The following is a 19,675-nucleotide window of genomic DNA, read 5'->3' on the forward strand; positions in this document are numbered from 1 at the left end:
CAAGGCAGCCAGGACTCACAAGCACGAACCGATTGGAGTACGGGCCGGCCCGCCGCCGGGCCGCCGCCTGCATGCGCAGGCGACAGCGGGGCGGGCCGGTCCCGTCACCGTCACACCCGGAGGGCGCAACAGGTAATGCTGGCCGATCCGAAGATCAGAGCGGGCGGATGTTCTCCGCCTGCGGGCCCTTCTGGCCCTGGGTCACCTCGAACTCGACCCGCTGGTTCTCGTCCAGGCTCCGGTAGCCGGAGGACTGGATCGCCGAGAAGTGGGCGAAGACGTCAGCGCCGCCGCCGTCCGGGGTGATGAAGCCGAAGCCCTTGTCAGCGTTGAACCACTTCACGGTGCCAATAGCCATGTGTTTCGTCTCCTTGACGGAACGTCGGACACGCACTTGTTGCGTGCCCGAAGAGGAGCGCTCCGCGCGGGGATGCGCGAATCGCCTGTCGCTTCTGGTCGCCCCGCCCGGAGAACTCCGGACACAACAAAGAGCGCCTGGGGCCACAATCCCGCCAGGCGCACACAGAGTCTCTGGTAACCAAAACTGCAACCCGGATAAGCTACCACAGCTCCCCCCGTCATGGTCAAGCTCGGGCGGAATCTTCGGGCAACTGGGCGATCATGGCCGTGAGGCCGGTCACATCCAGCAGATCGGCGGGCCGAACGGTCACTCCGTGGCGGACGTAGTGGAACGCCGCACCCACCCGTTCGACCGGCACGCCGGCCAACTCCGCCCAGGCCAGCCGGTACACGGCCAGCTGCACGGCGGCCACGTCGGCCGCCGGCCCGGTGGGCTGCGCGCCGGTCTTCCAGTCGACCACGTCGAACCGACCACCCGGCCGGGCGAAGACCGCGTCCATGCGGCCCCGCACCACCACGCCGGCGATCACCGTGGCGAACGGCACCTCCACCTCCACCGGTGACCGGTCGGCCCACTCGCTCGCCAGGAACCGCTCCTGAAGCTCGACGAGAGCCTCGTCGGGTGCGGCATCGGCGTCGGCCGCGCCGGGCAGCTCGTCCAGGTCCAACAGGCGGTCGGCGCCGAAGCGCTGCTCCAACCAGGCGTGGAAGGCGGTGCCTCGACGGGCGTACGGGTTGGGTTCGGCCGGCACCGGACGACGCAGCGTACGGGCCAGCGCCGCCGGATCGCGCCGCAGCGCGACCAGCTGGGTGACGCTCAGCGCACCGGGCAGCGCCACCTCGACCGCACCGGAGAGCCGGGTCAGCTCGGCGCGCTCCGCCAACAGCAGGTCCGCCTCGCGCTGCCAGCGCGCCACCTCCGGATCAACCTCCGGCTCGACCGGCTCGACCGGCTCGGCCGTCGAGCCGATCGGCGTGACCGGCCCGGCGAGCACCGGCCCGACCGGCCCGGGGAGCGCCGCCGCCGAACCGTCGGCCATCAGGCGACGCACCAGCCCGGCCGCCTCGGCCAACGCCGGCCGGCGACCGCCCAGCGGGTCGGCCGGCCACTCCGCACGGAGCACCACCTCGGCCGTGGGGTTCGTCGCGTCGGGAGTCGGCTCCGGCGCCCACGCGTCGATCAGGTGCCCCGGCCCGCCGTCGAGGCAGGCGTCGTACACCTCACGCAGGAAGACCGACGGACCTCGCGGCCGCTTCGTGCCCTCTCCCCACCAGTAACCGGAGCAGAGCAACAGCCGGCGCGGCCGGGTGACCGCCACATACGTCAGCCGGCGTTCCTCCCGCTCGTCGTGGGCCCGCCACGCGTCGGTGAAGTCGGTCACCGCCCGCGCCACGGCCCGCTGGTCCCCCGCCTCGTCGAGCGCCAACTCGGGCAGCCCGTCGGCGTCGCCGCGCAGCGGGAACGGCAGCACGCCCAGCCCACCCAGCCAGTGGTCGGAGTTGCGAACCGGCCCCGGCCACAGCCCACGACTGAGCCCGGCCACCGCCACGACGTCCCACTCCAGGCCCTTGGCGGCGTGCGCGGTGACCACCTGCACCGCGCCCTCCACCACCTCGACCTCGCCCGGCGCCAGACCGCGCTCCTCGTCCTCGGCGGCGGCCAGGTAGGACAGGAACCCGGACAGGGTCGCCCCGGGCGTCTCCCCGCTGAACCGGGCCGCCACGTCGCCGAGCGCGTCCAGATGACCCCGGGCCAGGCCCGCGTCGCCGGCGCCGTCCCGGCCGGCCCGCACCGCGACCTCCACGTCCAGGCCGATGGTCCGCTCGATGTCCGCAATCAGGTCCGGCAGCGCCTGATCCAGCCGGTAGCGCAGCAACGCCAGTTCCCGGCCGTACGCGCGCAGCCGCGCGAACCCCTCCGCCGAGTACGCCTGCGCCGGCCCGAGGTCGGCCAACGCCTCCACCAGGGTCGCCTCGTCCAACAGGTCTGGGCTGATCTCCGGGGCCTCGTCGGCGGCCACCTGTCGCCGGGCGTTCGCGATGGCCCGGGCCCGCCGGTGCAACGCCACCAGGTCACGTGGCCCGATCCGCCAACGGGCGCCGGTGAGCAACCGCAGCAGCGCGGCGCCATCGGTCGGGTCGGCGAGGACCCGCAGCGTGCAGACCACGTCGCGTACCTCGGGGGTGTCCAGCAGGCCGCCCAGCCCGACCACCTCGACCGGTAGGCCCCGCTCACGCAGCGCCGACTCGATCGCCGGGATCTGGCTGCGCACCCGGACCAGCACGGCGGTCGTCGGACGGCGGTCCACCGGGATGTGTTCCGGGGCCGCGCCCGGCATTCCGGCCGCCCCCCGCCAGGCGGCGAGCACGCTGTCGGCGATCCAGTCGGCCTCGTCGGCGTACGTGGGCAGCATCGCGCAGTGCACCGTGCCGCCGGCCGCGCCGCCCGGGCTGCGGTGCGGGATCGGGTCCCGGACGGTCAGCGCGGAGCGCAGCTCCGGCACCCGGGCACCCGCCGCCCGCAGCGGCGTGGAGAGCGCGTTCGCCACCCGGAGGATCTCCGGGCGGTTGCGCCAACTCGTGGTGAGCCCCAGCGCCGGCGCCGGCTCACCGTTGGCGCGGGCGAACTCGGTGGGGAACCGGTCCAGGGTGCCCGCGCTGGCCCCCCGCCAGCCGTAGATCGACTGGCACGGGTCGCCCACCGCGGTCACCGGGTGCCCGCCACCGAACAGCGCGTTGAGCAACACCACCTGGGCGTGGCTGGTGTCCTGGTACTCGTCGAGCAGCACCACCCGGAAGCGGTCCCGCTCGATCACGCCGACCCCCGGGTGGTCCCGGGCCACCCGGGCCGCCCGAGCGAGCTGGTCGGCGAAGTCCATCGCCTCGAAGTCCTCCTTGCGCCGGGCGTACGCCCGCACCAGCGGCAAGAGGCGCAACCGAGTCTGCTGGAGGGTGAGCGCCTTGCGCACGTCGGCGTACACCCGGCCCGGCCGGGACTGCACCTCGGCGAAGAACCGACCGGTCCAGGCGGCCAGGTCGTCCGGCGCGACCAGATGCTCGTCCAGCTCCCCGGCCAGCGCCAGCACCGCGTCGGTGATGGTGCTCGGCATCCGGTCCACCTCGGACATGTCGCCGTCGTAGTTGCGCACCAGCAGGTCGACCAACTGCCAGCGGGACGCCTCGGTGAGCAGCCGGGTGGACGGCTCGTAGCCGGCCCGCAGCCCGTGCTCGGTGACGATCCGCCCCGCGTACGAGTGGTAGGTGGAGACGGTGGGCTCACCCGCGAGCGGATCGCCCAGCGGGTCCCGTCCCTGCCGGCCGAGTCGGCGGATCAGCTGGTCGAGCCGGGTCCGTACCCGATGGGCCAGCTCGCCGGCCGCCTTGCGGGTGAAGGTCAGCCCGAGGATCTGCTCCGGCCGCACGTACGAGTTGGCCACCAGCCAGACCACCCGGGCGGCCATCGTCTCGGTCTTGCCCGACCCGGCACCCGCGACCACCAGCAGCGGCTCCACCGGGGCGGCGATGATCGCGGCCTGCTCCCGGGTGGGCGCCGGCAACCGCAGCAGCTTGGCCAGCTCCACAGGTGTGTACCGGGGGCCGGAGTCCGCGAGTCGGGGCGTCGGCGCGGGGCCCGCGCCGAACAGGGTGGGCTGACTCACCGTGCCGTCTCGGTTCCCAACATCGGCGCACTCCTCGCCCTCACGGGTGCCGTCCCAGGTCGCGACTGGGCTCGCAAGCTCACTCCTCGCCCTCACCCTTGCGTCGGACGGTGGGCGGCTCGACGACCTGGCGACCCTGCCCGGAGACCGGGCAGCTGGTGCGCACCGGGCAGACCCGGCACTTCGAGTTGGCCACCGCGGCGAACGTGGCGGCTGCCATCGTATCGGCGGTCCGCCGGACCAGCGCGGTCGCCCAACCGGCCGCCGGCCCCTCGCTCGCAGCGGGCTGATTCTGCTCCCTGGCGTCCTTGGCGGAGGTCCCGAGCTGCACCAGCGCGGCGCCCCCGGACTCGTCACCGAACTCGGCGAACGCCCCCGCCTCCACCGCCGCCTGGTAGGCGCCGAGCTGCGGGTGCTCCGCCAGGTCGGTGCCGGTGACAGCTGTGGACTTGCCGGTCTTCAGGTCGATCACCACGAGCCGCCCTGCCTCGTCGACCTCCAGCCGGTCTACCCGGCCGGTCAGGTCGATGGGCCGGTTCGGGTCGTCCAGGCGGACGGCGAACTCGTGCTCGATGGCGAGCAACCGGCGCGGATTGGTGGCGAGCCAGCGCAGCAGCTTGTCGACCATCGCCTCGGCGCGTTCCCGCTCCGGCCCGGCCATCCACCGGGCCGCCAGCTCGATCGCGTCGAACCGCGCGGCCACGTAGTCGAGCAGCGCGCCCCGGTCGGCGCTGGCGTCCTCGGCGAGCATCGCGGCGGCGTGCACCAGGTTGCCCACCCCCTGCGCGGTGCTGGTCGGGCCGCTGCCGCCGTGCCGTTCCAGCAGCCAGCGCAGGCTGCAGCGCAGCGCGCTCTCCATTGCCGACGGGGTGACCCGCACCGGGTCGCCGTCGTCGACCAGCGGCCGGTCGTCGGAGAGCACCCGCAACCCCCACCAGTCGTCGGGGTGCGCGCCGGGCACCCCGGCGGCGGCGAGCCGGGCCAGCTCGGCCGCCGCGGCGCGTCGCCGGGCCGCCGGAGCGGCCGGGTCGGTGATGGCGGTACGCAGTTCCGCGACCAACGCCGGCAGGGTGAGCGCCCGGGGTGGACGGGTCACCGGCAGTGCCCCGGGGCGGTCCGGCTCCTCGTCGCCGGTCTCGCCCACCGCAGCACCCCCGGAGCCGCGGGTGCCGCCGGAGCCCCCGGTGCCGCCGGAGGACGGCTCGGTACGGGGACCGGGCCGCGGGCCGGGCGCTGCCGGCAGGGCTGGCGGCGTGCTCGGCGGAGTCGGCGGCGGGCCGGGCGCCGTCGGTGGGGTCGGCGGTGTGCTCGGCGGGGTCGGTGGCGGTGTGCTCGGGCCCAGCTCGTGCAGGAACCGGCTGGGTTGCTCCTCGTGGTCGTCCCCGCCGACGGCGGCCGACGCCACGGCGCTGACCAGCAGCCGGTGCCGGGCCCGACTGATGGCGACGTGGAAGAGTCGACGCTCCTCGTCCAGCAACGCCGAGGTCTGACCCACCACGTTTGCCGCGGTCGCCCCGTCGACCGACCGGCCGGCCAGCACGTCGACCAGTCGCTCGGAGCCGAGCAGGCTGCCGCGCAGCCGCAGGTCCGGCCAGATGCCCTCCTGCACGCCGGCCACCGCGACCAGGTCCCATTCCAGGCCCTTCGCGGCGTGCGCGGTGAGCAGGCGTACCGCCGCACCCCGGTCGGCGGTCGGGGCGATGGTGTCGGCCGGCAGGTCCTGGGCGAGCACGTGGTCGAGGAAGACCTCGGTACGCGCGCCGGGCAGCCGGTCGGTGAACCGGGCCGCCGCGTCGAAGAGGACCAGCACAGCGTCCAGGTCGCGGTCGGCAGCCTCGGCCCGCCGACGCCGGGCCAGGTCGCCCTCGCCAGCCTCCGGGCGCCCCTGGTTGATCGCGCCGGCCCACCGCTCGGCGAGACCACTGGCGTGCCAGACGGCCCAGAGCACGTCCTCGGCGGTCGCACCCGGCCGGGCGGCGGCTTCCCGTGCGATGGCCAGCAGCCCGGCCACCGCCTGCGCCGGCTCCGCCCAGCGCCGTTCGATGCCGGCCAACTCCTCCGGATCCTGCAACGCCTCGACGATCAGATCCCCGGAGGGGCGCCGGTCTCCGCCGGCCAACGCGAGCGCGCGCAGGCCCTGCCGCAGCCGCCGCTCGGCCAGCGGGTCGGCCCCGCCGAGCGGCGAGTGCAGCAGCGCGACGGCCGCCTCCTCGTCGAGTCGTTCCGGCTCCAGCGCGCAGCGCAGCAGGAGCAGCAGCGGCGCGACCGCCGGTTGCAGGTGCAGGGGCAGATCCTCACCGTGCACCACTGTGGGTACGCCGGCGGCGTGCAGCGCCCGTCGCAGGGTGGGCAGCTGCAACGCGGTGGACCGCACCAGCACCGCCATCCGTGACCACGGCACGCCGTCGAGCAGGTGGGCCGAGCGCAGCGCGTGGGCCAGCCAGGCGGCCTCGCTGGTCGCCGAACGGAAGGTGTGCACCTCGACCACGCCGGGCGGCGCGTCCGGCAGGGGGTGCAGCCGGCGGTGCGCGGCCGGACCCCGCAGCCGGCGACCCAGCCGGGCGATCGCCGCGAGCAGACCCGGCCCGGCCCGGTACGACGTGGTCAGCAGCACCTGCGCGGCCGGCGCACCGGATGCCGTCCGGAACCGGTGCGGGAACGTCGCCACCCCGGCCGGGTCGGCACCCCGGAAGGCGTACGTGGAGGAATCCGGGTCGGCGAACGCGACGAGCGACTTGCCACCACCGGCGATGACCGAGAGCAGCTCCAGTTGGGCGGGGTCGGTGTCGGCCAGCTCGTCGAGATAGACGTACGCGAGCCGACGACGCTCGGCGGCCAGCAACTCCTCGTCGTCGCGCAGCAGCCCGGTGGCCGCCCGGACCAGCTCCGCCGGGTCGTACGCGATGGAACCCCGGTTGCTGACGTCGCGCAGCGCGAGCACGGCGACGTACTCCCGCAGGAAGCGGGCGGCGGCCGGCCAGTCGGCGCGGCCGAGCTTCTCACCCAGCCGGGCCAGGTCGATCGGGCCCACGCCGCGCTCCGCGGCGCGCATGAGCAGGTCGCGCAGTTGACCGGCGAACGCCCGGGTGCGCAGGGCAGGGCGCAGGTCGGTGGGCCAGCCGACCGGGTCGTCCTCGGGCTCCTCGCCCACCACGTCCAGCAGCTCACGGATGATCAGATCCTGCTCGGGGCCGGTGAGCAGCCGGGGCGACGGTTCGCCCCGCTCGGCGGCGGCCCGGCGGAGCAACCCGAAGGCGTACGCCGGGAAGGTGCGCACCAGCGGCTCACGCAGCACCCGGTGGCCGTCCTGCGCGATCCGGGCCTCGATGCGCTGTCGCAGCGCGGTGGCGCCTCGACGGCCGAAGGTCAGCACCAGGATCCGTTCGGGGTCGACCCCCTCGGCCACCCGGGCGGCGACCGCTTCGACCAGCGTGCTGGTCTTGCCGGTGCCCGGACCGCCGAGCACGAGCATCGGCCCGTCGGTGTGCCCGACCACCTCGGCCTGCACCGGATCGGCCCGCCAGCCGCCGCCGACGGCCAGCTCGGGCCCGGCCACGAGATCGGGCCCACCCGACGCGCCGACACCGCCCCCGGACGTGCCGCCGTTGGCGAGCCCGGAAGCGCTGTCAGGCGTCGTCCCGTCCCCCCGCGCCGGCCCGCCGGGCCGCCGCACCAACCGGTACGCCTGCATCAGCTCATCCCATCAGACCCATACGACACCCACCCACCCAAACCCAACCCCCCAACCCCCCACCCCACCCCACCCCATCCACTCCCGTCGATCATGAGGTTGGCGGCGCGACACGCCGACGGTCGCGTCGCCAACTCCATGATCACCGCGGCCTGGCCGGGGTGGGGGTGGGGGTGGGGGTGGGGGTGGTCAGGTTAGGTGGGATTCCAGGATGTTGAGGGCCTCGGTGACGGTGGTGGTGACCGTCAGGAGGTCGCGGCCGGCGGGCTTGAGGAAGGTCTGGTCGGCCAGCGCGTCGAGCCAGTCCAGCAGAGGGCGGTAGAACCCGTCGGTGTCGATCAGCACCATGGGTTTGCTGTGCAGGGCGAGGGTGGCGGTGGTCCAGACCTCGAACAACTCGTCCAGGGTGCCCAGGCCGCCGGGCAGGGTGAGGAAGGCATCCGACTTGTCGATCATCACGGTCTTGCGGCTGGCCATCGAGTCGGTGACCAGCAGCTCGTCCGAGGCCAGGTCGGCGACCTCCAGATCGACCAGTGACTGCGGGATCACGCCGACGGTGCGTCCACCGGCGGATCGGGCGCCGTCCGCCAGCGCGCCCATCATGCCGACGCAGCCACCGCCGCTGACCAGCGTGTGGCCGCGCCGAGCCAGCTCCGCGCCGGTCTCGGCGGCCAGGTCCAACCAGCGCTGATCGAGGGTACGAGAGGAGGCACAGAAGACGCAGATTGCCGCCATCAGTCGTGGTTCCGAGCCTGTTCGGCTGCGGCCTGCTGGTCTGCGCCGGTGCGCGCGACAGCCTCCTCGCGGACCGCCTCCTGCTCGGCGGAGAGCGCGGCCTCCGACTCGACGATGTACCGGATCGCCTCGTTGACGTCGTCGGTGAGGCAGATCAGGTCCAGGTCGACCGGCCCGATCTTGCCGGTGGCGGCCATCGTGTCGCGCAGCCAGTCCAGCAGGCCCTGCCAGTAGGCGACGCCCATGAGCACCACCGGGAACCGGGTGACCTTGCCGGTCTGCACCAGGGTGAGCGCCTCGAACAACTCGTCCATGGTGCCGAACCCGCCGGGCAGCACGACGAACGCCTGGGCGTACTTGACGAACATCGTCTTGCGGGCGAAGAAGTAGCGGAAGTCGATGGCCAGGTCGACCCAGTCGTTGATGCCCTGCTCGAACGGAAGCTCGATGCCGAGCCCCACGGAGAGCCCACCGGCCTCGCTGGCGCCCCGGTTGGCGGCCTCCATCACGCCGGGCCCACCTCCGGTGATCACCGCGTAGCCGGCTCGGGCCAGCGCACCGCCCAACTGCTCGGCCAACTGGCACTCGACGCTGTCCGGCGCGCTGCGCGCGGAGCCGAAGACGCTGACCGCGGACGGCACGTCGGCGAGGGTGTCGAAACCCTCGACGAACTCGGCGAGGATGCGCAGCGCGCGCCAGGCGTCCTTGGTCTTCCAGTCGCTCCGCCCCCGTGAATCCAGCAGTCGCTGGTCGGCGGTGCTGCTCGGGATCGCCCCTCTACGCAGGGTGACCGCACCGCGATGCCGCTCCTGTCCCGGACCGCGACCGGCCTCCCGCCCGTTGCTCTGACTCATGGGGCAACCGTAGTGGAGCAGCACCGCTCGGGTGCGCGGGGCGGGGACGCCGAGAAATTGTTCGGGATCATGGGCAACTATTCGGCGCTCCCGTACGTCTTACTATTCACATACCGGGTATGCCCCGGCGCGCGCCTTCGGGGGAGGAGACAGCGTGATCAGTAACAGCGAGATGATCCGGATCCGTCGCCAGATGCAGCGACGGATCCGAGACGTGGTGGCCGAACGCCGCCGCACCCGCCAGCAGAACCCAACCCCTACCTCCCCCACCCCATCCGGATCCGATCAAGAGGTTTGCGTCGCCGACAACGGGCCAGGCTGACGCAAACCTCTTGATCACCAGGGTCCCCGACGCGGGGCAGGTCAGGCCGGGGCCAGCCAGCGGTGCAGGGTTGCCGCGCCGTCGCGGATCTTGCTGATCTCGACGTGCTCGTCGGGGTGGTGAGCGAGGTTCGGGTCGCCCGGGCCGAAGTTCAGCGCGGGAATGCCCATCGCCGCGAACCGGGCCACGTCCGTCCAGCCCAGCTTGCCGATCGGCGCGGCGCCGACCGCCGCCAGGAACTCCTTCGCGGGGGCCGCGTCGAGCCCGGGCGCGGCACCGGCAGCCGTGTCGGTGACTGTCACCTCGAAGCCGGCGAACACCTCACGCAGGTGCGCCTCCGCCTCGGCCGGGGTGCGGTCCGGGGCGAACCGGTAGTTGACCTCGACCTCACAGAGGTCGGGAACCACGTTGCCGGCAACTCCACCGTTGATCCGCACCGCGTTCATGCCCTCGCGGTAGTCGCAGCCGTCGATGGTGACCCGGCGCGCCTCGTACGTCTGGAGCCTCCGCAGCACCTCACCGGCGGCGTGGATGGCGTTCACCCCGTGCCAGGAGCGCGCCGAGTGGGCGCGTACGCCGGTCGTGGTGACCACCGAGCGCATGGTGCCCTGGCAGCCCGCCTCGACGATGCCGTACGTCGGCTCCAGCAGCACCGCGAAGTCCGCCTGCAACCACTCCGGGAATGCCTGGGCGACGAGGTTGAGCCCGTTGTACCGGGACTCGATCTCCTCGGCCTCGTAGAAGAAGTACGTCACGTCGTAGCGCGGCTCGGGCAGCGTCACTGCCAGGTGCAGCGCGTACGCGGTGCCGGACTTCATGTCGGAGGTGCCGCAGCCGTACATCAGGTCGCCGCGCATGGTCGACGGAAAGTTGTTGTTCAACGGCACCGTGTCGAGGTGCCCGGCCAGCACGACACGCTGCGACCGACCGAGGTCGGTGCGCGCCATCACCGTGTTGCCGTGCCGGTGGGTGGTCAGGTGCGGTACGCCCCGCAGCACCTCTTCGACACAGTCGGCGATCGCCTTCTCGTTGAGGGAGACGGACTCTATGTCGACCAGAGCGCGGGTCAGCTGCACCGGATCGGCGAGGACCTCGGGGGTCAGCGGGTTCTCCATGGTTCGCACGGTACCTTCAGGTCTGTCAGCGCGAGGAGCGAGCCGAGGTCAGCCCGGCCGTGACCGAGAGGTGTAACAGTGACGTCCGCAGATTCCGCCTGGGGCATCGGCCTGGCTACGGTCACCGCAGACGAGCAGGTGCTCGATACCTGGTACCCGACCGGCAAGCTGGGCCTGGGCGAGCTGCCGCTGGTCGCCGGCGAGGACAAGGCGGACGTGCTCGACCTGCCGCCGGCCGCGCTCGGTGACCGGCCCCTGCCTGGTCTGCGTACCGTGCAGGTGGTGACCGTGATCGGCTCGTTGGACGACCCGATCAAGGACGCGTCCGACGCGTACCTCCGGTTGCACCTGCTCTCGCACCGCCTGGTGCGACCCAACCAGATCAACCTGGACGGCATCTTCGGCAAGCTGGCCAACGTGGCCTGGACGTCCGCCGGGCCGTGCCCGCCGGAGCGGGTGGACGAGCTGCGCGTGATCGAGCGGGCCGCCGGTCGGCACCTGGCGGTGTACGGGGTCGACAAGTTCCCCCGGATGACCGACTACGTGGTGCCCTCCGGTGTGCGGATCGCCGACGCCGACCGGGTCCGCCTCGGCGCGCACCTGGCCGCCGGCACCACAGTGATGCACGAGGGCTTCGTGAACTTCAACGCCGGCACCGTCGGCACCTCGATGGTCGAGGGGCGGATCGTGCAGGGCGTGCTGGTCGGCGACGGCTCCGACATCGGCGGCGGGGCCTCCATCATGGGCACCCTCTCCGGCGGCGGCACCGACAAGATCAGCATCGGTGAGCGGAGCCTGGTCGGCGCGAACGCCGGCGTCGGGATCTCCCTCGGCGACGACTGCGTGGTCGAGGCCGGCTGCTACATCACCGCCGCGTCGAAGATCACGCTTCCCGACGGCCGGGTGGTCAAGGCCCGGGAGCTGTCCGGCGTCGACGGCCTGCTGTTCTGGCGCAACTCGGTCACCGGCGGGCTGGAGGCCCGGCCGCGCACAGGGCGGGGCATCGAGCTGAACGCCGCCCTGCACGCCAACGACTGACGGCCCCGCCGGGTCCGCGGCGCTCGGCCGCGGACCCGGACGGGGTACGCCTCAGCGCAACCGGTACGCCTGGATGATCCGTTGGGTCACCGTGTTGCCGGCGGTGTCCCGGGCGGTGGCCCGCAGCGACACGTGGCCGGCACCGGCCGGATGCCGCAACAGGGCCGACCAGCCGTCGGCCGAGGTGCGGACCAGCTTCGCCTTGCCCCAGGTCTTCCCGCCGTCGTACGAGACGTCGACGGCGAGCTTCTTTACCCGGGTGGCCGGTGCGCCGGGCTGCCGCTGCACCCGTACCGGTACGACGAAGCCCTGACCGGCCGGAGCGCTGTTGTCGACCCGCAGCGGCGGCGCGAAGCGCACCGTCGACAGCGGGAGTCGGGCCGGCGTCTCACCGGCGACGTGCCTCGACCGGAAGGTCCAGGTGGATTCCACCTCGGTGCTCAGGTCGGTGAAGCTCCGCTTCGCCGACGTGACGAGCCGGTAGTCCGCCGCGCCCGGTGGCACTGCGAACTCTCCGGAGCCGGCGTACTCACTCTCACCGACCAGCTTGCCGTTGCGCCACAGCGTGGTGTGCTCGCTGTCGGTCAGCGAGGCGCCCGGGTGCCCGGCAGCGTCGCTGTGCATCGGCACGCCGACCAGGATGGTGTCGCCGACCCGGCTGACGCTCTGTTCCGGCCAGCGCGGTTTCGGGAAGGACGGTCCGTACGGGGCCTGGTTCCAGATCTCCTGGACTGTCCGCCCGGCACGGTACGCGGTGGGGACGGAGAAGAGCGCTGCCTTCGGGTTCAACCAGCTGTCCTCGTCCAGCGTCCCGAAGTAGACCTCGGATTCCCACTTCACATTCCTGGTGTTGTAGTACTCGACTCGCTGGCCGGGCACGACGGTGGGCAGGACCAGTGCGGAGCCGCCGACGTTGTACTCCAGCTCGGGGAGCACGATCCGCTCGGCCGCCAGGCCCGGGTCTCCACCACGGAACTGGTGCACGACCGTGGCCAGGTCCCGTCGGGCGTAGTCGCGGACGAACCCCGTTGGCATCCGGCCGGGAATCGCTTCGGCCAGCGCGTACAGGTACGGGCTGTTGGCCGTGTCAGGCGTGGTCCACTGGCTGCTGACGGTGGCGACGAACTTGTCGGCGGGGACCGGCTTGCCGAGCGCACCGCTGGTCAGACCGGTGAACGTTTCCGCCCAGAGCCCGACGCCGTACGCACTGCCGTCGTCGGCGGTGAAGTTACCGCTGAGGTCGATCAGTTGCGGGACGGCGGTCCGGTCCGGGATGGTCATCCGGACCGGCTTGGCCCGGCGGGCGTCCACGACGATCCGGGTGTCCCGCTCGACGGTCACCTCGGGCTGCATCAACATGGACAATCCGGGCTGCTCATCCTCCGGACCGGGCTCGAAGACGAGGCCGCTCAGGCCGTAGTGCCCCCTGGGCACCCGCACGGTGGCCACCCCGTCCGAACTGACGAGGTCCCAGCTGCCAAAGGTCTCCATCCCCACCAGCGCGGTCCAGTGGTCCGCGGTGCGCGCGCCAGCGCGGTTCAGGTGCTCCACGGTGAGCGTGTAGCTCTCCACCTCCCGGTGCACGGCCAGCGGAGTGACAGCAACCGCCGCCCCGGATCGGGCCACGATCCGTCCGGTCCAGTAACCGTCGGCGTCGCCGAGCCGGGTGTCCGTGGTGACGGTCGTGGCGGCCGTGCCGCCCGCCGGCACCGTGAGTTGGTTGGCGCCCAGCTGGAACAGGCCGGCCGGTAGCGCCCGACCGCCGGGGCCGGCGCCCTCGATGCCGAGGTCCACGGTGACCGGCGCCGGACCGTCGTTGCGCCAGGTCACCGTGCGGGTGATCGGGGCGTCGTCGCCGTGCGGCCAGAGCGTACGTCCGAACGAGACGCTCACCGGGTCGGTGGTGAGCTGTTGGGTGATCGCGTGTGCGACGTCGACCCGCCCGGCTCCCTGCTGGTAGGCGGTCTGGTCCGGGTGTGGCTTGGCGGCTGCCATCAGGGTGGCCTTGAGCCGGTCGGCCCGCCATCCCGGGTGCTGCTGGGCCAGCAGCGCGGCCGACCCGGCGACGTGCGGGGTGGCCATCGAGGTGCCCGAGAGGGTGACATAGCGGTCCCCCACCGGATCGCCGATGAAGCCGTTGGCGGACCGTGCTGCGACGATGTCGACGCCGGGCGCGGTGATGTCCGGCTTCAGCGCATCGTCGCCGACTCGCGGGCCTCGGCTGGAAAAGTCGGCCAGTTCGTCGTCGCGGTCCACCGCGCCAACTGCGAGCCCGGCGTCGGCGCTGGCCGGTGAGCCGACCGAGCCGTCCGAGCCGTCGTTGCCGGCGGCGAGGACGAACAGCGTGCCGGTCTGCGCGGTCAGGGTCTGCACCGCCTCCTCCAGCGGATCGACCTCCGGGGTGTCCCAGCCGCCGAGGCTCATGTTGATCACTGCGGCCTTCTTCTCCACAGCGGCCCACTGCATGCCGGCGAGGATCGCCGAGTCGGGGCAGCCCGTGTCCTCACAGACCTTGCCGTCCAGCAGCGTCGCGTCCGGCGCCACACCCCGGTACTTGCCGCCGGAGGCCGCGCCGGTGCCCGCGATGGTCGAGGCCACGTGGGTGCCGTGGCCGACCGTGTCCCGAGCGTCGGCGACCTCGGTGAAGTTGCGCGCCTCGGCCACCTTGCCGGCCAGGTCCGGGTGGGTGGCGTCGACGCCGGTGTCCAGCACCGCGACGGACACGCCCGTACCGGTGAACCCGGCCGCCCAGGCGGTGGGCGCGCCGATCTGCGGCACGCTGTGGTCGAGGGTCACCCGTCGACGGCCGTCCAGCCAGATCCGCTCGACGCCCCCCGCCGCGTCGAGCCGGGCCCCAGCGGGACCGGTGGCGACCTTCTCCCAGACCGCGCCCAGGGAGGACTTGTCGCTGTTCAGGGCGGCACCGCGAATCACCGGCAGGTCGCGGGTCAGCCGCGTGCCGGGCAGAGCGGCCGAGGCGCGCCGCGCGGTACCCGTCGAGCCGTACGACACCAGCAGCGGCAGGGTGTTGCGGTGGGCGTCGTCGTAACCCGCCTCGACCAGCCCAGTGACGTCGAAGAGTCGCCGGTCCACCCGGCCGGAGCGCAGCAACGGCACCGCGTCCGTCGGCGTCACGGTGAGGCGTCCGCGCTCGCGCTGGACCAGGAACGGCACGTCCTCGCGGCCGGCGCCGGGCCGGACCGAGGCGCCGGACGCGGTGACGGTGACCCGGTCACCGGTGATCAGCGTGACCGTGGTCGAGCGGTTGACGGTGGGTCCACCCGGAGCGGACTGTTGGCCGGTGCCGCCCGGCGGGGCGGGCACGGCGGCCGTGGCTGAGGCGGGAGCCGGCGCGGAAAGCGCCAGCGCTAACACGAGGCCGAGAGCGGCCAACTTTCTTCCCTGGTGCAACGGATCCTCCTGGTCAAGCGTCTTGATGGATCGAGTCACATTGACAACCCAGAATTGCATACCGAGTATGCACAATGAAGGCCGAAAAATGACGGACCGGCCACGAGGCGACGAACCGGGCCGGCATGATCGGGCGGTGACCTCCATGAAGGACAAGATGCTCGCCGGCGAGCCATACATCGCCGACGATCCCGAGATCGTCGCCGATCTGGACCGGGCCGCCCGGCTGATGGAGCGCTTCAACACCAGTCCCGCGGCCGATCCGCAGGCCCGGATCGCGGCACTGCGTGAGCTCATCGGCGAGCTGGGCGAGGACACCTGGATCCGACCACCGTTCTACTGCGACTACGGCTGGCAGATCCGGATCGGCCCGCGCAGCTTCGTCAACTACAACGCGGTCTTCCTCGACGTCGCCCGGATCACCCTCGGCGCGGACGTCCAGGTCGGCCCGAACGTGCAGCTACTCACCCCGACGCATCCGGTCGAGCCCGGCCCACGGCGGGACAAGTGGGAGGCGGCCAAGCCGATCACCATTGGCGACAACGTGTGGCTCGGCGGTGGCGCGATCGTGCTGGCCGGCGTGACGATCGGCGCGGACACCGTCGTCGGCGCGGGTGCGGTGGTCACCCGGGACCTGCCCGCCAACGTGGTGGCCGTCGGCAATCCGGCCCGGCCGGTCCGCGAACTCGGCTAGACCGTCGGCGGATCCGACAGGCGGACGACCAGGTCGGCCCGGTCGGCGGTGGGGGTGATCAGGGCGGCGTTCGACTCGTCGCTGCCCAGCGCCCACGCCCGCGCCTGCTCCGGCGACCGACCGAACGCCTCGTGCCGGGCGGTCAGCCGGCGGTGCCGCACCTCGGCGTCCAGGTCGAGAAACCACGCCTCGTGCAACAGCGATCGGATCTCCTGCCAGGGGAAATCCGACGACAGCAGGTAGTTGCCCTCGGTCACCACCAACCGGACCGACGGCGGCACCTCGATCGCGCCGGCCACCGGCTCCTCCAGCTCCCGGCGGAACTCCGGCGCGTAGACCGACGTCGGCTCCAACCGGTGCAGCCGGCGCAGCAGCGAGACATACCCGTTGGCGTCGAAGGTGTCCACGGCGCCCTTGCGGTCGGCGCGGCCCAGGCGAACCAGTTGCGACTGCGCCAGGTGAAAGCCGTCCATCGGCACCAGGCAGGCGGCCGACCCGACCCCGGCGACGATCCGCTCCGCCAGGGTGGACTTCCCGGCGCCCGGTGCGCCGGCGATGCCGAGCAGTTGTCGCGGGCCGGCCTCGGCGAGCACCAACGCCCGCGCCACCAACTCGTCGACGGACAGCACCCGGGCCGGCGGCATCAGCCCAGGACCGGGTCGCTGATGGTGAACCGCGCCTGCACCGCCGCCTGCACGGTCTGCGGCTGCGGGTCCAGCTCAAGCTCCGGCGGTCCGCCGCCCGCGCCACCGCCCCCGCCGAAGGCCGCACGGGCGAACATCGGCCGGTCGGCAGGGCCCGCATCGGCCAGCTCGATCAACGAGGTGACCCGGGCGCCCAGCGCCTCCGCGTACTCCCGGGCTCGCAGCAGCGCGTCGTTGATCGCAGCGTGGCGGGCCGCACGATGTGCGGGGCTGTCCGGACGAAGCTCCCACCACGGGCCGGCCACCTCGACCTGGTCCTGGTCGGCGAGCCGGAGCATCAGCTCACCCAGCGCGGTGAAGTCGGTGACCGTGACGGTGGTGGTGACACTGCCGTGCCAGGCGACCACCCGCTCACCCGAGCGTCGGGTCTCCGGCCGCACCCGCAGGTCGCCGGTCTCCCGCCGCGCCACCGCCGGCCCGGAGCCGTCCAGCAGCACGCGGACCGCCGCGGCCCGCTCGGCCAACCGGGTCAGCGTCGCCTCCCGGTCCCGGTCACGGGCCGTCGCGGTGACCGCGAACCGGGCCAGCTCGGGAGGCACCTCCCGGTACGCCTCGCCGCGCACCTGCACCACCGGACCGTCCACCGCCATGCCCCTCAGCCTAGTCAGCGACGGGGCGCCGCGCCGCGTAGGAGACAGTGTCCGCGTCGACGTGCAGGCCGGTCAGGTAGCCGCCGGCCACCCCCAGCTCGCACAACCAGGACACCTCTGCGGCGTGGTCACCAGCGGCCGGGAACTGCCGGTCGTACGCGTCGAACCGCCGGTCGCGCAGCGCCACGCGAGAAGCCCGCGCCTCGTCGTAGCGTGCGGTGAGCGCCGGCGCGTCCTCGGCGCGCAGCGCGGCGGTCAGGTCGTCCAGGAACGCGGTGACCTCGGCCAGCTCACGCAGCACCCGGTCCCGGTTGCCGAGCAGCATGTTGGCGGTCCGATCGGCCGGGGTTCCGGCGACCCGGGTGCCGTCGGAGAAGCTGCCGGCGGCGAGCGCGAGGATCGCGTCGCGCAGCGGTGCGCGTTGCACGGCGCCGGCCAGCGCGCCGGCGAGCAGGTGCGGCACGTGTGAGGCGAGCGCGGCAGCCGAGTCGTGCTCCGTGGCCGACATCGGCACCACCCGGGCCTCGAAGACCTCCACAAGCAGCTCGGCCAGCCAACGGAACGCGGGGGTGGCCGGCCCGGGGGCCGGACAGAGCACCCAGGCCGCGCCGGTGAGCAGGTCCGGTTGCGCGGCCGTCAGGCCCGCCCGGTCGGTGCCCGCCATCGGGTGGCCGGGCACGAACCGGTGCGTCAGCCCCTGCGCGGCGGCGAACGCCCCCACCTGCTCCTTGGTGCTACCGACGTCGGTCAGCACGCAACGCTCACCGGTCATCGCCGCCACCTCGACCAGCGTCGCCGGCAGGGTGGGCAACGGCCCGCACAGGAAGACCACGTCCCGGTCGGTCACCGCCTCGACCAGGCGGTCCGGCGCGGGTACGCCCACCCGGCGGGTCTCCCGCCGGGTGGCCTCGTCCGGGTCCCACCCGACCACGTCGATGCCGGCGGCGACCATCCGGAGCAGCACCGAGCCACCGATCAGGCCGGTGCCGACAACCGCCGCCCGCACCCGCGCACCTGGCCTGCCCACCATGCTCGACCGCCCGGAGCCGCGATCAGGCGAGACGTGCCGCGACGCCGGCGATGTGCTCGTCGGACTCGGTCAGGGCGACCCGGACATGCTGCCCGGCCGTTGGGCCGTAGAAGGCGCCGGCGGCGACCAGGATGCCGCGGCGGGCCAGCCAGTCGACCGTCTGCCAGCAGTCCTCACCCCTGGTCAGCCAGAGGTACAGGCCCGCCTCGGAGTGCTCGACGGTGAACCCGGCACCGGTGAACGCCGCAGCGAGCACCTCCCGCCGGGCGCGGTAACGCTCCCGCTGCTCCTCGGCGTGTCGCTCGTCCTCCAGCGCGGCCACCATGGCCGCCTGCACCGGCGCGGGCACGATCATGCCGGCGTGCTTGCGGACCTTGAGCAACTCGGCGACGAGCGCCGGGTCGCCGGCCACGAAGCCGGCCCGGTAGCCGGCGAGGTTGGACCGCTTGGAGAGCGAGTGCACGGCCAGCACCCCGGCGTAGCTACCCCCACTGACCTGCGGAGACAGCACCGAAATCGGCTCGGCCGACCAGCCCAGGGGCAGGTAACACTCGTCGCTCGCGACCACCGCGCCACGTTCCCGGGCCCAGTCGACCACCTTGCGCAGGTGCGCGGCGGGCAACACCCGGCCGGTCGGGTTGCCGGGCGAGTTGACCCAGACCAACCGGACCCGCGGGGTCGGCCCGAGCGAGGTGAGCGAGTCGGTGCGGACGACGGTGGCGCCGGCCAGCCGAGCGCCATCCTCGTAGGTGGGGTACGCGATCGACGGCACCACCACCACGTCACCCGGGCCGATGCCGAGCAGCGTGGGCAGCCAGGCCACCAGCTCCTTCGAGCCGATGGTCGGCAGCACACCGAGACCGTCGACGCCGGCGCCACAGGCTCGGGACACCCACGCCGCGATCGCGGCCCGCAGCGCCGGCGTGCCGGCGGTCAGCGGGTAACCGGGAGCATCGGACGCGTCAGCCAGCGCCCGCCGGATCACCTCGGGCACCGGGTCGACCGGCGTGCCCATGGAGAGGTTGATCAGGCCCTCCGGATGCGCCGCGGCCAGCGTGGCCGCGGCGTCCAGGGTGTCCCAGGTGAACTCGGGCAGCCGCGACGAGACCGGCGCGGGCCGGTTCAGTGGCCCTCGCCGCGCGGCGGCTGCGCGGCGACGAAGGTGGCGTCCTTCTCCACCTTGCCGACCTTCGAGGCACCACCGGGCGAGCCCAGGTCCTCGAAGAACTCGTAGTTCGCGCCGGTGTAGTCCTTCCACTGCTCCGGGACGTCATCCTCGTAGAAGATCGCCTCCACGGGGCAGACGGGCTCACAGGCACCACAGTCGACGCACTCGTCGGGGTGGATGTAGAGCATCCGGTTGCCCTCGTAAATGCAGTCGACCGGGCATTCCTCGATGCATGCCTTGTCGAGCACATCTACGCACGGCTCGGCGATGATGTAGGTCACCGGTCTTCTCCTCCGCAAGACTC

General features: G+C 73.0%; 14 protein-coding genes. 2 read left to right on the forward strand and 12 right to left on the reverse strand.

All coding sequences use genetic code 11. The annotated features are described in order from the left end of the window. Positions 1-154: 154 nt before the first annotated feature. The 6 genes from cspE to dapE all read right to left on the reverse strand — a co-directional run bounded on the left by cspE (position 155) and on the right by dapE (position 10,736). Entirely contained in the window at positions 155-358 is a 204-nt protein-coding gene (gene cspE, locus ACFYP0_RS22705) for a transcription antiterminator/RNA stability regulator CspE (RefSeq protein ID WP_007464836.1), read from the reverse strand. 226 nt (positions 359-584) lie between these two features. Next, on the reverse strand, positions 585-4,019 hold the full coding sequence (locus ACFYP0_RS22710; protein WP_357007891.1) for an ATP-dependent helicase: 3,435 nt from the start codon (positions 4,017-4,019) through the stop codon (positions 585-587). A gap of 79 nt (positions 4,020-4,098) precedes the next feature. After that, on the reverse strand, positions 4,099-7,710 hold the full coding sequence (locus ACFYP0_RS22715; protein ID WP_357007894.1) for an ATP-dependent helicase: 3,612 nt from the start codon (positions 7,708-7,710) through the stop codon (positions 4,099-4,101). 189 nt (positions 7,711-7,899) lie between these two features. Then, complete coding sequence (locus tag ACFYP0_RS22720; protein ID WP_355494556.1) at positions 7,900-8,445, reverse strand: LOG family protein; 546 nt, start codon at positions 8,443-8,445, stop codon at positions 7,900-7,902. Further along, positions 8,445-9,299 (reverse strand): LOG family protein, encoded by an 855-nt coding sequence (locus tag ACFYP0_RS22725; protein ID WP_124854797.1) that lies wholly within the window; start codon positions 9,297-9,299, stop codon positions 8,445-8,447. The genes ACFYP0_RS22720 and ACFYP0_RS22725 overlap by 1 nt, the downstream gene beginning before the upstream one ends. A gap of 363 nt (positions 9,300-9,662) precedes the next feature. Further along, positions 9,663-10,736, reverse strand: coding sequence for a succinyl-diaminopimelate desuccinylase (gene dapE, locus ACFYP0_RS22730; protein ID WP_091406181.1), 1,074 nt, complete (start codon positions 10,734-10,736; stop codon positions 9,663-9,665). Between the two features lie 78 nt (positions 10,737-10,814). On the opposite strand from dapE, the gene dapD reads away from it, so the two are divergent. Continuing rightward, positions 10,815-11,774, forward strand: coding sequence for a 2,3,4,5-tetrahydropyridine-2,6-dicarboxylate N-succinyltransferase (gene dapD / locus ACFYP0_RS22735; RefSeq protein ID WP_124854799.1), 960 nt, complete (start codon positions 10,815-10,817; stop codon positions 11,772-11,774). A 51-nt stretch (positions 11,775-11,825) separates the two neighbouring features. Here the strand turns inward: dapD and ACFYP0_RS22740 are convergent, their stop codons facing one another. Beyond that, a complete protein-coding gene (locus ACFYP0_RS22740; RefSeq protein ID WP_386997496.1) occupies positions 11,826-15,245 on the reverse strand; it encodes a S8 family serine peptidase in 3,420 nt (1,139 codons plus the stop codon). Positions 15,246-15,321: 76 nt separating this feature from the next. Here ACFYP0_RS22740 and ACFYP0_RS22745 point away from each other — a divergent pair, with 76 nt between their 5' ends. Next, positions 15,322-15,879 carry a sugar O-acetyltransferase gene (locus ACFYP0_RS22745; protein ID WP_355494559.1) on the forward strand — a complete coding sequence of 186 codons (558 nt, stop codon included), beginning with the start codon at positions 15,322-15,324 and terminating at the stop codon, positions 15,877-15,879. Here the strand turns inward: ACFYP0_RS22745 and ACFYP0_RS22750 are convergent. Genes ACFYP0_RS22750 through fdxA form a run of 5 tightly spaced genes read right to left on the reverse strand, consistent with a single transcriptional unit; the run spans position 15,876 to position 19,652 of the window. Beyond that, positions 15,876-16,523: a nucleoside/nucleotide kinase family protein gene (locus ACFYP0_RS22750; RefSeq protein ID WP_355494560.1), complete on the reverse strand. Its 648-nt coding sequence runs from the start codon at positions 16,521-16,523 to the stop codon at positions 15,876-15,878. The genes ACFYP0_RS22745 and ACFYP0_RS22750 overlap by 4 nt on opposite strands. Next, positions 16,523-17,173: an SIMPL domain-containing protein gene (locus tag ACFYP0_RS22755; protein ID WP_124854805.1), complete on the reverse strand. Its 651-nt coding sequence runs from the start codon at positions 17,171-17,173 to the stop codon at positions 16,523-16,525. Before ACFYP0_RS22755 ends, ACFYP0_RS22750 begins: the two co-directional genes overlap by 1 nt. A gap of 10 nt (positions 17,174-17,183) precedes the next feature. Beyond that, the gene (locus ACFYP0_RS22760) at positions 17,184-18,203 is read right to left on the reverse strand and encodes a prephenate dehydrogenase (protein ID WP_356976794.1); all 1,020 of its coding nucleotides are present in this window, start codon (positions 18,201-18,203) and stop codon (positions 17,184-17,186) included. A gap of 22 nt (positions 18,204-18,225) precedes the next feature. Then, positions 18,226-19,329: a succinyldiaminopimelate transaminase gene (gene dapC, locus ACFYP0_RS22765; RefSeq protein ID WP_167493691.1), complete on the reverse strand. Its 1,104-nt coding sequence runs from the start codon at positions 19,327-19,329 to the stop codon at positions 18,226-18,228. Beyond that, positions 19,326-19,652 carry a ferredoxin gene (gene fdxA / locus ACFYP0_RS22770; RefSeq protein WP_030490464.1) on the reverse strand — a complete coding sequence of 109 codons (327 nt, stop codon included), beginning with the start codon at positions 19,650-19,652 and terminating at the stop codon, positions 19,326-19,328. The genes dapC and fdxA overlap by 4 nt, the downstream gene beginning before the upstream one ends. Positions 19,653-19,675: the final 23 nt, after the last annotated feature.

This window comes from Micromonospora arida (assembly GCF_042873195.1).
Lineage (GTDB): Bacteria > Actinomycetota > Actinomycetes > Mycobacteriales > Micromonosporaceae > Micromonospora > Micromonospora arida.